The sequence below is a fragment of the Clostridium sp. YIM B02506 genome (assembly GCF_022324845.1).
GTDB classification, from domain to species: Bacteria; Bacillota; Clostridia; order Clostridiales; family Clostridiaceae; genus Clostridium_T; species Clostridium_T intestinale.
Window position 1 is genome coordinate 265,015 of sequence record NZ_JAKGTG010000002.1, and the last position, 13,293, is coordinate 278,307.

Below are 13,293 nucleotides of genomic sequence, written 5' to 3' on the forward strand. Positions count from 1 at the left end.
AGAGTGGAAAGTTGAGAATTGAGAGTTAAGGATACCTTTATACATCACTATAAACTAACAATTCTCAACTAAATAAAGGGCATCACAATTTAAATTGCAATCCCCTTTATTAACTAATCTACTTTTAAAACTGCCATAAATGCTTCTTGTGGAACTTCTACAGATCCAACCTGTCTCATTCTCTTCTTTCCTTCTTTTTGCTTTTCTAAAAGTTTCTTCTTTCTTGATATATCTCCACCATAACATTTAGCTAATACATCTTTCCTCATAGCTTTAACTGTTTCTCTTGCTATGATTTTAGAACCTACTGACGCCTGTATAGGTATCTCAAACATCTGTCTTGGTATTATTTCTTTAAGTTTCTCTGTTATAGCTTTTCCTCTAGCATATGATCTTTCCTTAGGTACTATCATTGAAAGTGCATCTACTGACTCTCCATTTAGAAGTATGTCTAACTTAACTAACTCAGTTTGTATATATCCAGTTAACTCGTAGTCTAAAGATGCATATCCTTTAGTTCTTGATTTTAAAGTATCAAAGAAGTCATAAACAATTTCATTTAGTGGAATATCATAATGAATAACTACTCTAGTAGCTTCAAGATACTCCATATCTATAAAGCTTCCTCTCTTCTCTTGGCAAAGCTCCATAACTGCTCCTGTATAGTCTGTTGGAGTTATTATAGATGCCTTAACCATAGGCTCTTCCATATAATCTATCTCAGTCATTGGTGGAAGATTAGTAGGGTTTGTCAACTCTATCATTGTTCCATCTGTTTTATAAACCTTATATATAACTGATGGAGCTGTAGTTATGATATCTAAGTTAAACTCTCTTTCTATTCTTTCTTGAATTATCTCCATATGTAATAATCCAAGGAAGCCACATCTAAATCCAAAACCTAATGCTATAGAAGTTTCAGGTTCAAAGTTTAATGCAGCATCATTTATCTGCAATTTTTCTAAAGCTTCTCTAAGTTCACCATACTTTGCACCATCTACAGGATATATACCTGAGAAAACCATAGGAACTGCTGGTTTATAACCTGCAAGAGCTTCTTTAGTTTCTCTTCCTTTTTCTGTTATGGTATCACCAACTCTAGCATCTCTAACATTTTTTATAGATGCTGTTATGTATCCAACATCTCCAGCGCTTAATTGATCTATAGGTAAAAATGCTGGTGTAAATACTCCAACCTCAGTTACTTCATAAACCTTGTTTGTAGACATTAATTTTATTTCAGTTCCTGGTTTAACTATACCGTCTTTTACTCTTACGTAAGAAACAACACCTTTGTAACTATCATAATATGAATCAAATATAAGTGCTCTTAAAGGTGCTTCTTCATCTCCTTCTGGTGCAGGTACTTTCTCAACTACAGCTTCTAAAACATCTTTTATGTTTAATCCTGTTTTTGCAGAAATCAAAGGTGCATCATGAGCTTCTATACCTATTATATCTTCTATCTCTGTTTTTATCTCCTCTGGTCTAGCACTCGGAAGATCTACCTTGTTTATTACTGGAACTATCTCTAGGTTATTATCTAATGCTAAATAACAGTTTGCTAAAGTCTGAGCTTGTATTCCTTGAGTAGCATCTACAACTAAAATAGCACCTTCACAGGCTGCTAAACTTCTAGATACCTCGTAGTTAAAGTCTACATGCCCTGGAGTATCTATTAAATTTAAAATATATTCTTCACCATTGTCTCTTTTGTAAATCAATCTAGCTGCTTGAGATTTTATTGTTATTCCTCTTTCTTTCTCAAGCTCCATGTTATCTAAAACTTGCTCTTCCATCTCTCTTTGAGTCAAGGTTCCGGTTTGCTCTAAGAGTCTGTCTGCAAGTGTAGACTTACCGTGGTCTATATGTGCAACTATTGAAAAGTTTCTAATGTACTGCCTTCTATTCTTATTCATATCATCATCTATTCTTAAGAATTAAAATTCTCAGAATAGTACTCACCCCCGTGTAAAAATAAATCATAAATAGAACTTAATTTAGGTTCTGATAAATTATAACACAACTTACCTTTAGAGTGTCAATAAAATTTACCAATGCTCTATGCTTCTTAGATTTCTTGTAGGCTTTTTTAAGAATTTAATGAAGCTTGAGAAGAAGCTTCTACATAAATAATGTTCTTATTTGATTGGTTAAATATTCAATCGAATTATTTATCTTATTAAAAATTTTAAAAACTCCACTAACTTCATAGTCATCTCCATTAACTTCAAGTAAATATTTATTATTATTTCTTTGATGTATTTTAATGTTTGAGCTATCTACAATGAAGCTAGAGAACTCTTCTCCAAACTCATCTTTTATTTTTTGCAGGTCCATTCCTTGAGTTTCAGCTGTTCTTTCACTTAATGCTTTAGTATTAATCATATTTATCTTAACTACCCCTGTAAAAGTAACAACTAAAAAAACTACTAAAGGTATTAAAAATTTTAACTTTTTCAAAAAAGCACCCCCTAGGTATATTATCTATAAGGATGCTCACTTTTTGCCAATTTTATACTTCTAGCTTTTCTTTAGGGCTTCTGCTATTAGTCTAGCTATATATTTTGCACTAGCTTGAGCTTGGGTGTTTGTATTAGTATTAAATCCAACTTCTATTAAGATAACATTAGGATTTTTACTTTGGTTAAAAGAGTCTTTACCTCTTGTATAAGTTGTTATCCCTCTACTAAGTCCAGGAAATAGATTTCTTGATAACCCATTTAGTTTATCAGTTAAAGCTTGATTTTCTGCATAATGAGGATTGTTTTTTGCTGTTACAAACATTATTGGTGCAAGCTCTTCTCCATTTATATTTGCTGTGAGTACCTTGCCACTTACCGCATCTCTATGAAGATCTATGATTATATCAAAGTTTTTATACTGATTTAAATACTTTTGTAGCGTTTCTCCTGATCTTTTATAGCTGTCATCATAGGATACAGAGTGGTTAGTTTTATCATGTAATGTTGCTATTCCATAGTTTTGTTCTAACTCTTTCGCTAAGGCATTTCCCACTCCAACAACACTATCATTTTCATTGGCTGTTTCCTTAGTTGCAGGATTATAATATTCCATAGTATGAGAGTGATAAATTAATACTCTCGGTTTGTTTATATCTAAAGTTTGCTTCAAACTAGGTTCATAAGCTTTAGAAGCAACAGCATTTGGATCTGGAGCTTCTTCAGGTGTATACTTTATAAGACTATTATTATCCAATTCAAAAGGATTTAGGGTTGCTATAGAATTATCTTCATGACTTATTGTTTGAGTGGAGATGTTATTAAAATAAGGTACTTCAGATTTTATAAGACTAAATAAACTTAGTTTACTTAATCCAACTGTTTCTATAAGCATATCCTTTATAGAAAGGTTATTTGTAGTGTCAGTAGAATTAACAGCCTCTGCATAGGGCAATCCTTTATTGAGTAGTGAAATGTATGCTTTAGAGTTATCTTTCTTTGTAGAAAGAGCAACATATCCAAATCTAATTAAAAAAATTCCCGCCAAAAGAAGTATTAAGATTTTTTTTATATCTATATTATTACCTTTTTTATTAGCAAATTTTCTATATACCAAAGTAAATTCCCCCTTAAATTTTATCTCTATAAATTTATATGGGAGAATTTACATAATTATTATTAATTTTTTATTACTTTATTATTTATTTATATATTCAATATTGTATTAATTCATGAACTTGTTTATATCTTCAATTTCTAAATCTGGTTGAAGTGCTAAGTTTATTCCGTTTGATATTATTCTAGAAACTGCTTCTATGATAGTATCAACATCTTTAGGTGTAACCATCAAACTTCCTACATAAGGATTTAAAACCTCTTTAATAAGTTTGCTTTTTTCTTTTTTATCTATAGTTTTAAGCATACTATAAAACTCTCCACCTTTATCGGAGTTTTCTATCATTTCATCAAGAAGTAGATCTATAGTATCATTAGCTATAGTTGCTGCATCAACAACTGTAGGTACTCCTATAGCTAAAACCGGCACTCCTAAGTTTTCTTTATTTATCTGCATTCTATGATTACCAACTCCAGCACCTGGAGCGATTCCTGTATCCCCAAGTTGTATAGTTCTATTTACCCTCTCAAGTCTTCTTGACGCTAATGCATCTATACAAATAACTAAAGATGGTTTTATCTTATCTACTAAGGATTTAATTATTTCTCCAGTTTCAATTCCTGTTGTCCCTAAAACTCCTGGAGCTATAGCACAAACTGATCTTACAGCATCATCTATAGAGTCAGGCATCATAGTTTTTAAATGTCTGGTTATCATTATTTTTTCTGCAACCTTAGGCCCTAAAGAGTCTGGAGTAACATTCCAGTTTCCTAGTCCTACTACTAAGGTGCTACTGCTTTTAGAAGTATCTACTAACTCAGAGATGTTATCTGCTAAAACTTCTGAAATATCATCTATCACTTCTCCATCATAACTTGTAAGCTCTGGCATATCTATTGTTATATAGTTACCTACTGGTTTACCTATTTTTTGTGCTCCTGATTCACTAGTTACCTCAACCTTAGTAACCTTAACTCTATTTTTATTTTCTTCCTTTACTATTACTCCATCTATTTCACTTTTATTTTTATGTTCTTTAGCATAAATCTCTCTAGCTTCAATAGCTAAATCCGTACGTACATTAAACATTAAAACACCCTCCTAGAAATATATTGTAATATTATATTTTCCCAATATATTGATAAATTATTTCATATTACATATAATTTTTAGTGGCATTTTAATTTTTTTCTTGAATAAAAAAATATTCAATGCTATAATATGGTTTGTTGAATGTGAACTCGAACGCAGATTTCCCCAAAACTGTGCTGAGGCCCTAATAAAATGAAGGGGGTGAAAAGGAATGGCAAACATTAAATCAGCTCAAAAGAGAATTAAAGTTGCTGAAACTAAAACTTTAAGAAATAGAATGATTAAATCAGCTTTAAAAACAGCTATAAAGAAATTCGAAGTTGCTGTTGCTGCTAGCAACGCTGATGAAGCAAAAGTTACTTTTGCTGGTGCAGTTAAAGCTTTAGATATGGCTACTTCAAAAGGAGTAGTACATAAAAACATGGCTGCTAGAAAAAAATCAAGATTAGCTGCAAAATTAAACGCTATGGCTTAATTTTATAAACCGATCCAATTAGTTTGGGTCGGTTAATTTACTTTTATGAAGCTTTTTTGTTAAAGTATCAAGTTACTTTGACAAACTCAGTAAGTTAACTCTATAACTTATTAAAACTCTCTCAAACTTTAACTAAGTTTGAGAAACTCTAACTCTACATGGTAGAGTTAAAAAAGTTGCCATTAACTAGTAATGACAACTATAAACTACTACCTTGATGATGTTCTAACTGTAGATATAAGTAGAAACTCCATCTCAGTAAGTACATTCGTAGATAAACTCTTCATTCTTTTTTCTGTATCAACACAAAGTCTCATACAATCTTCAAGTTGTCTAAAAGAAAACTTCTTTCCTTGTTTTATTAATTTCTCAACTACAAAAGGATGTAACTTTAAGTTACCTGCAATAACTTGAGGGTTTAAGTTTTTTTCTGCTTGAAACTTGATTTCATATAATTTCTTAAACTGACCTTCTATAAGTGTAAGTAGTTTGTTTAAGTTCTCACCTTTAAAAACTAAGTCATTCATAAGAACTATTGCTTTTTCAGGCTTCTTATCTGAAATAAAGTCTATTAAGTCAAATATATCCTCTTCACTTTTACTTGGTAGAAGTGTATCTATATCTTCTCTTTTTATTTCTCTACCTTCTGTATAGTTAACTAACTTTCCTATTTCATTTCTTATTATCTCAAAGTTTTTCTCAACCTTATTTATAAAATATCTAAGCTCTACTTTTCCTATTTCTTTATTATAAGTTTTAAATACATTTTCTGCTTCCCTTATTAATCTATCTTCTTTTTGTCTATCTATATGTACTACAGTAGCTTTTTTATCTATATTTAAAATCCCTTTATGCTTAAGAGGTTTATCTCTTTTATCATCTAAAAGTACATAAGAAAGTAATACTATGTGAGAAGGTGTGTTGTTGTAGTAATCTAATACCTTTTTAAACTCACTTTCAGAGAACTCTTTTTGACTTTTAAAGAAGTTTGCTCTATAAATTACAACTACCTTCACTTCACTCATAAAGGGCAGAGTTTCACAAGCATTAACTATATCTTCATAACTCACTTTAAATCCATCTAGTTTTATATAATTTAAATCTCTTAAATCCTTTGGAAGAACTTTATCAGTAATATTATCTATCAAACTCTTCATTAAAGCCTCATCTGTTCCAGCTAACAAATAAGAATTATTAAGTTTACCATCTTTTATCTGTTTCTCTAACTCTTGAAGTTTTATCAACTCTATATATCTCCTTAACTATCAAAATCTTATAATTTTATTCTTAACTACTAAAAATCTCTCATTGTTATTCAATTGTATTATATCATAGTTAGGATTATTTTGATTTATTGAAAAGCAATATATTTCTTTAGATGGAGTCTTTATTCCAAGTAGTCCTTTTGATAATATTATATAACTTTCTCCTTTAGCTAAGGGTATTTTATCTATGTATCTTTTGTTTATCCCAGTTAAGGCATCCTTTTCTTTTATCTTATTATCTTCCACTATATATTTAGAAATTTCTCCTCTATAGCTTACTCTTATTTCCTTATTTTTATCTATATCTACCTTTGGAAAAGGAGAGTAAATGCTTATAGCAACAGGAATAAAAAAAACTATAGGAAGTTTTCTAAAGGCATTTATACCTTTTTTAACAAATATAAAGCTTCCAAAACATATTATATAATAAAACATTACTTCTCGCTCTAATGGAATAAGAGGAATAGAAACATGGTTTAATAAATTTATTAGTCCATCTATTATTACACTTATGAATTCGCAAACTTTTAAAGTTATTATAAATAGTTTATCCCAAACACTTAATAGAAGCAGAAGATTTCCAAGTATAACTATAAGTGTAAAGAAGGGCATCAATATTATATTACTTATTACTACATTTAAAGAAAAGTATCCAATGGTTACTCCTAAAATTGGATACGTTAAAATCTGTGGAGATATACTTATAGCCATCGCTTCTCTTAAGTACTTAGGAAATTTATAAAAACATCTATCTAGTTTATTATTAAATAGTACTATCCCTAAGGTCGCTAAATATGATAGCTGAAATCCTAAATCTAAGGCATTATAGGGACTTATTAAACAAAGAATTATACCTGAAAAACAAAGAGCTGATAAGTCGTCATACTTTTTATATAATGCTTCTCCAAGCTTTAATATAATAATCATAAAAAGAGATCTTAAAGTAGCTGCTGAAGCTCCTGTAAAAACTGCATAAACTACACAAATCAATAATGTTATTCTGTAGTCAAAGAGCTTGTTTAAAATCTTATATATAAGGGCCATATGAAAACCTGATACTGAAATTATATGTATTAGTCCATAATACTTCATATAGTCTTTTTGCTCAGAAGTAAGTCCATCCACATATCCAAAGGAGGTCGCAGAAACAAGAGCCGCATTTTCTTCGCTTAAAACCGACTTCATTCTGTTATATAAATATTCTCTATATTCATATAATTTAGTTATTACATCTTCTTTTTCTCCATAAACATACTTTCCTTCAAGAGTACCAACTATTCCTTTATTTTTATCAACTTCTGTTTTAAAATAACCATTTATGACATACTCTCTTCCCTTATCTAACTTAAGCTTGCTTCCTTTAACATATATTTTTCTGCCCTTATAGGTAGCTAGATATTCATTGTAATAACTCTCTCTTATCCTTACTTTAAAATTGCTAATATCTTTAGTTTGAACTTTATAATATAAATGATTTGTTCCTAAACTCATTACTATAAAAAATGAGAAAAGTAAAATCTCTTTTCTTCCTCCAAAAACATATAAACTCGAAATAAATAACCCAACTAAAATCAAGCTATATACATTAAATCCTAAATAATATAAAACACTTCCTAATAAAACAGATAAAAATATAATTACTAGAGGTTTCTTTAATAATATTTGTTCATTTTTCATAAAAATAGCACCTCCCTATAGAATTCTTACCCTGGGAGGTGCTGTTAATTCACTTTCTAATGAAAATTTTAGGAATAGTATATTCCAAAGAAACTAAAAACATAGTCACAGCTGAAATTAGTGCTAATATAACAGAGCTATACTCCATATCTCCAATAACAAAACTGCTAACTAAAAGTACAAAAACAACTATACTTATTCTAACTGCCATTGATTCTTGTGTTAACTCTTTAATCTCATTTTTTACTATTGAATAAAACACTATAAGAGGCAATATTATTACATTCAATATTAACAAACTAAACTCATCTATTAAAATTCTATCAAAAATTATATATCCTAAGCTTAATGATATTCCTCGCGATAACATAAATATCCAATATAAACCGATTCCTCTATCTACTAATAGATTAATAGTTCTACTTAAGTTTTTTAAATATATTAACTTCTCTAAACAATCTTCTTTTATATATAAATCTGCTACCTTCTTTACTAAAGATGAAGCCTTGCCTTTAGCTATTGATAAGTTTGATAATGTAAGTAAAGGTAGATCAACTATCTCCTCTCCTGTTGAAGAGATTTTGTAATTATCCTCTTTAAATATTGTAAAAATAAAATTCTTAAGTTCAGGTGCAATTTTAGAGAATACTCTAGTTTTAGAAAGTACCTCTATCTTTTCTTCTTTTGTAGCATTAAGAAGTTCAATTCCTGAAATAACTTCTGAATCATCATCTATAATTCCAACTTTTTTAGCTACAGTGGTTGCTGCAATCTTATTGTCTTCTGTTATTAATATAGGAAGAATTTTTTCCTTCCTAAGTCTAGTAATAAGTTCCTCTATTCCATCTACAATAGGATTTTCAAGACCAATGATTCCTACAAAAACCATATTGCTTTCTATATTTTCCTTAGCCGATGGTTCATAGTTAAAACTTCTATAACCTATTCCCATGGTTACTAATCCATCTTTAGATAGCTCATAGTCTTTTTCTCTTATTATTGTCTTATCTTCTTCTGAAAGTTCTACTTCCATGCCATCTTTCATTATAAAAGTACAATAATCTAAAAGTTCGTCAACATTTCCTGTTACATTAGCTCTATACCCCTTAGACATCTTATTTACAGATGTGTATATTCTTTTATTAAAGTCCATGGGCATATCGAATATTCTTCTATTTTGTGAATCAATGCTCCCTTTATAAACCTTCTTTATAGCTGCAAGTTTTAACAATGCTATTTCACGTATATCTCCTGTTCCTTTATCCTCTGAAGTATTATAGGTTGCATTATTTGCTATAAGACCTATCTCCATCATTCTATTAAAGTTTAGATTTTCTTTATGGATGTCATCTATATCGTACAGCTTTTCATCGGTGTATATCTTTTTTGCATGCATTTCATTTTTAGATATTGACCCTGTTTTATCTATAAATAAAATCTCTATATCATTAACTACGTCAAACCAAGAATGATTTAATATATGCACGTCATTCTGTAAGGTTATCTTCTTTATATGTCTAAAGAATAATAGAAAAATAATTATTCCTCCAAAAGATAATGAGCTTATAAGTACATTATATATAAATTCATAGTTTACTCCTTTTATAATTACTCCTATTAAGGATAAAACAGACCCTACTAAAAAACTATATGATAAAGTTTTGTTCCAATAAAACTCTGCTTTCTCATCAATGGTTTCTTTTCTAATATTAGTTGATGTAAGCATGTTCATAATTTTACCAAGTTGAGTATAGTTTCCTGTAGATACAACTATTCCTTTTGCTCTTCCAGAAACAGTTACCGTACCTTTAAATACTACGTTTTTTATTTCTGCTAAGTTTGAAACCTCATAATCTAACTTACTTTCATATTTATCAGATATAAAATCTTCTCCAGTTAAACTTTTTTCATTAACCTTAAGATTTTCAGATTTTATTAATCTTATATCAGCTGGAACCGTCACCCCTGGTCTAATATCAACAATATCTCCTATAACTAATTCCTCTGAATTAATTCTTGAAGGAAATCCATCCCTTATTACAACCGCCTGTCCATAACTAATGTCTGAAAGTGCCTTAAGCTCTTTTTTCTTTAACTGTAATTTGCTTATTTTAAAATATACAACAACTAATGGAACTATTATAAGTATTATGGAAGAAAAATATCTACCTATGTACACCCCATATAAAAACAAAAGTAACGGCAATAAAAACCAACGATTCAAAAAATACTTTAAAGAAGTATTAAGAACTTTTGTATCATAAAGAATCCTTATTTTGTTTTCTCCCCATTTTTTTCTTCTTTCATCTATTTCATTTTGTGATAAACCATCTTCACTATTACTTTCTAAAAATTCAACAACTTTACTCCAAGTGTTTAAATACCAATTAATCACACTAATATCTCCTCTAAAGAATTCACAATTCTTGCTAAATATAAATCAATAATATATATTATCGCATAAAACAAAGAAATCCTAAAGCCCCAGCTTTAGGATTTCTTTGTTTTAGGATTAAATATTAGTGCCATTACGTACCCAAAAAATATAGCTGCTTCTATACCACCTGCAGTCCCCTTAATCCCTCCAGTGAAAGCACCTATAAGACCTTTTTCTGTTACTTCCTTTATCGTAGACTTAGCTAAAGAATAACCAAAGCCTGGTAATGGCACAGTAGCTCCTGCATGCCCTATGTCTACTATCTTTTGATATATGTTGAAGTATGTTAATATTGCACCTACTGTTACATAAATGACTAATATACGAGCAGGAGTAAGTTTTGTTTTATCCATAAGTATTTGTGCTATTACACAAAAAATTCCTCCTACTATAAATGAACTTATATAATCACCCATTTATTTATCTCCTTCTTTATTAAATTCAATTACTACTCCATGTGCTATTCCCGGTATACTTTCTCCTTGAAGGGAAGAAGTAGTACTCATTAAAGCACCAGTTGAAACTAAAAGTATTCTATGTAGTTCTCCTGCCATCATTCTTTTATATAGATATCCACAGGATACCACTGCTGAACATCCACATCCGCTTCCACCTGAATTGGTTTTCTGCTTTTCATTATCAAAAATAATTTCACCACAATCTATATAACATTTACTTACGTCATATCCATATTCTAAAAGAAGTTTTTGGGTAAGCTCTCTTCCTACTTTACCTAAATCTCCTGTAACAATTAAATCATAATCATCTGGCCTTCTATTTAAATCTTTAAAATGTCTGTATATTGTATCTACTGCTGCTGGAGCCATAGCTGTACCCATATTGTCTGCATTTAATATTCCATAATCTTTTACTATACCTGTAGTTACGTGAGTAACCTTAGGGAAATTCCCCTCTTTTGCAAGAAGCATAGCGCCAGATCCTGTAACTGTCCACTGAGCAGTTTCTTTTCTCTGAGAACCATACTCTAACGGAAATCTAAACTGCCTTTCAGCCGATGAAAAATGTGATGATGTACTTGCAACTATATAATCACCAAACCCTCCATCCATAAGTAGAGAGGCTAAAGATAAGGACTCTGTCATAGTAGAGCATGCCCCAAAAAGTCCATAAAAAGGTATATTTAAATCCCTAGCTACAAAACTTGAAGAAGTAAGCTGATTTAATAGGTCTCCAGCAAATAAGTAATGTATATCCTCTTCTTTAAGTTTAGCTTTTTTTATGGTTTCTGTTATTGCAGTGTACATCATAGAACTTTCTGCTTTTTCAAAACTATCTTTTCCATTTATATCATCCTCTAAAATAATGTCGAAATAATCCATTAAGGGTCCTTGCCCCTCCTTAGGTCCTACCACCGAAGTTGTAGCAATTATTTTAGGTGGATTTGTGAACTCAACTGTTTGTTCCCCTCTTCTTTTGTCATGTAAATACATAAATAATCCTCCAATTCTACCAAATCATAATTACAATATAATGTATAACTCCAATTATTACAGACGTTCCTACTCCATAAACCAAAACTGGACCTGCTATAGTAAACATTTTAGCCGCAACTCCAAATACAAATCCTTCTTTTTTAAATTCTATAGCTGGTGAAACTATAGCATTAGAGAAACCTGTAATAGGCACAACTGTACCCGCTCCAGCAAAAGATGCAATCTTATCATATATACCTAAGCCAGTCAGTAAAGCTCCTAGGAAAATTAATATTATGCTAGTAATACCTGATACCTGCTCTTCTGGTAGCCCATAAGATGCAAAAAAGTTATATATCATCTGTCCTATTACACAAATTAATCCACCAACCCAAAAAGCATGTATGCAATTTTTTAAAAGCTTAGGTTTAGGCTCTATTTCCTTTGATAAAGTATTAAACTTTTGCTTTATTTGTTCTTCCTTTTTTTTCATCTATTCATCACCTTTTCATAGTTATTTACTTATATTATTCCAAAAAAAATAAGTTCTATGAATTTTTCATAGAACTTAGGTACTAATCACTAAGTCTTTTTCTCATTTCTAGAAGAACTTTCTTCTCTATCCTAGATACCTGTACTTGAGATATTCCCAAAAGTTTTGCAACTTGAACCTGTGTTTTATCCTTAAAATATCTAAGTACTATAATCTGTCTAGCCTTTATGTCAAGTGCTCTAAGTGCTTCTTTTAATGCAATTTTATCTATCATACTTGTATCTTCTTCACCAGTTTCACTGAGCTTATCTATTAACAAAACAGGTGCTCCATCATCTTGATGTATGGTGTCATATAAATACTGCATAGATGAAGCTGACTCTAAGGCAAAAACTATATCTTCCTTATTAAACCCTGAGTATTCTGCAAGTTCATCTATAGTTGGATCTCTATTTAGCTTTTTTGTTAGTTCTTCCCTGAAATAATGGAGCTTTTTAGCTAAAGTTTTAGTATTTCTACTAACTTTTATCATTCCATCATCTCTTAAAAACCTTTTTATTTCACCTACTATCATCGGTACAGCGTAGGTAGAAAATTTTACATTATATGAATCATCAAAGTTATTAATCGCTTTAACTAGTCCAATAGAACCTATCTGCATTATATCTTCATAATCATATCCTCTATTTATAAACTTTTTACTTAATGAAGAAACCAGAGGTGTATTTAATTCTATAAGCCTATTCATGGCTTCTTTATCTCCAGCTTTGACTCTTCTAATTAATTCTGAGTTATCCTCATAATTATATTCCTCTCTTCTCAAATTCCCTTTATCCATATAA

General features: G+C 30.2%; 12 protein-coding genes. 1 reads left to right on the forward strand and 11 read right to left on the reverse strand.

Features of this window, described 5'->3' with window-relative positions; genetic code table 11:
- Positions 1–113: 113 nt before the first annotated feature.
- The 4 genes from lepA to gpr all read right to left on the reverse strand — a co-directional run bounded on the left by lepA (position 114) and on the right by gpr (position 4,668).
- Complete coding sequence (lepA, locus tag L1S49_RS03220; RefSeq protein ID WP_073018749.1) at positions 114–1,919, reverse strand: translation elongation factor 4; 1,806 nt, start codon at positions 1,917–1,919, stop codon at positions 114–116.
- Positions 1,920–2,124: 205 nt separating this feature from the next.
- Positions 2,125–2,463: a hypothetical protein gene (locus L1S49_RS03225; RefSeq protein ID WP_238902532.1), complete on the reverse strand. Its 339-nt coding sequence runs from the start codon at positions 2,461–2,463 to the stop codon at positions 2,125–2,127.
- A 60-nt stretch (positions 2,464–2,523) separates the two neighbouring features.
- Positions 2,524–3,579 carry a stage II sporulation protein P gene (locus L1S49_RS03230; protein ID WP_238902533.1) on the reverse strand — a complete coding sequence of 352 codons (1,056 nt, stop codon included), beginning with the start codon at positions 3,577–3,579 and terminating at the stop codon, positions 2,524–2,526.
- A 108-nt stretch (positions 3,580–3,687) separates the two neighbouring features.
- The gene (gpr, locus tag L1S49_RS03235) at positions 3,688–4,668 is read right to left on the reverse strand and encodes a GPR endopeptidase (RefSeq protein ID WP_021800993.1); all 981 of its coding nucleotides are present in this window, start codon (positions 4,666–4,668) and stop codon (positions 3,688–3,690) included.
- 214 nt (positions 4,669–4,882) lie between these two features.
- Here gpr and rpsT point away from each other — a divergent pair, with 214 nt between their 5' ends.
- Complete coding sequence (gene rpsT / locus L1S49_RS03240) at positions 4,883–5,146, forward strand: 30S ribosomal protein S20 (protein WP_021800992.1); 264 nt, start codon at positions 4,883–4,885, stop codon at positions 5,144–5,146.
- Positions 5,147–5,355: 209 nt separating this feature from the next.
- On the opposite strand, the gene holA is transcribed toward rpsT, so the two are convergent.
- From holA to sigF, 7 genes are all read right to left on the reverse strand, one after another.
- A complete protein-coding gene (holA, locus tag L1S49_RS03245) occupies positions 5,356–6,390 on the reverse strand; it encodes a DNA polymerase III subunit delta (RefSeq protein ID WP_181600997.1) in 1,035 nt (344 codons plus the stop codon).
- 21 nt (positions 6,391–6,411) lie between these two features.
- On the reverse strand, positions 6,412–8,088 hold the full coding sequence (locus L1S49_RS03250) for a ComEC/Rec2 family competence protein (protein ID WP_238902534.1): 1,677 nt from the start codon (positions 8,086–8,088) through the stop codon (positions 6,412–6,414).
- Positions 8,089–8,137: 49 nt separating this feature from the next.
- The gene (locus L1S49_RS23375) at positions 8,138–10,483 is read right to left on the reverse strand and encodes a cation-transporting P-type ATPase (protein WP_238902535.1); all 2,346 of its coding nucleotides are present in this window, start codon (positions 10,481–10,483) and stop codon (positions 8,138–8,140) included.
- Positions 10,484–10,578: 95 nt separating this feature from the next.
- On the reverse strand, positions 10,579–10,941 hold the full coding sequence (spoVAE, locus tag L1S49_RS03260) for a stage V sporulation protein AE (RefSeq protein ID WP_021800989.1): 363 nt from the start codon (positions 10,939–10,941) through the stop codon (positions 10,579–10,581).
- Positions 10,942–11,976, reverse strand: a complete 1,035-nt coding sequence (gene spoVAD, locus L1S49_RS03265) for a stage V sporulation protein AD (RefSeq protein WP_238902536.1) — start codon at positions 11,974–11,976, stop codon at positions 10,942–10,944.
- A gap of 16 nt (positions 11,977–11,992) precedes the next feature.
- Positions 11,993–12,451 carry a stage V sporulation protein AC gene (gene spoVAC, locus L1S49_RS03270; RefSeq protein ID WP_181601002.1) on the reverse strand — a complete coding sequence of 153 codons (459 nt, stop codon included), beginning with the start codon at positions 12,449–12,451 and terminating at the stop codon, positions 11,993–11,995.
- A gap of 82 nt (positions 12,452–12,533) precedes the next feature.
- Positions 12,534–13,289: an RNA polymerase sporulation sigma factor SigF gene (gene sigF / locus L1S49_RS03275; RefSeq protein WP_021800986.1), complete on the reverse strand. Its 756-nt coding sequence runs from the start codon at positions 13,287–13,289 to the stop codon at positions 12,534–12,536.
- Between the last annotated feature and the right edge of the window lie 4 nt (positions 13,290–13,293).

What these genes read in the sequence shown, in the direction of transcription:
- lepA (WP_073018749.1), bottom strand. Translation starts at nt 1,919, where the DNA reads ATGAATAAGAATAGAAGGCAGTACATTAGAAACTTTTCAATAGTTGCA.
- gpr (WP_021800993.1), bottom strand. Translation starts at nt 4,668, where the DNA reads ATGTTTAATGTACGTACGGATTTAGCTATTGAAGCTAGAGAGATTTAT.
- rpsT (WP_021800992.1), top strand. Translation starts at nt 4,883, where the DNA reads ATGGCAAACATTAAATCAGCTCAAAAGAGAATTAAAGTTGCTGAAACT.
- L1S49_RS03250 (WP_238902534.1), bottom strand. Translation starts at nt 8,088, where the DNA reads ATGAAAAATGAACAAATATTATTAAAGAAACCTCTAGTAATTATATTT.
- spoVAE (WP_021800989.1), bottom strand. Translation starts at nt 10,941, where the DNA reads ATGGGTGATTATATAAGTTCATTTATAGTAGGAGGAATTTTTTGTGTA.
- spoVAD (WP_238902536.1), bottom strand. Translation starts at nt 11,976, where the DNA reads ATGTATTTACATGACAAAAGAAGAGGGGAACAAACAGTTGAGTTCACA.
- spoVAC (WP_181601002.1), bottom strand. Translation starts at nt 12,451, where the DNA reads ATGAAAAAAAAGGAAGAACAAATAAAGCAAAAGTTTAATACTTTATCA.
- sigF (WP_021800986.1), bottom strand. Translation starts at nt 13,289, where the DNA reads ATGGATAAAGGGAATTTGAGAAGAGAGGAATATAATTATGAGGATAAC.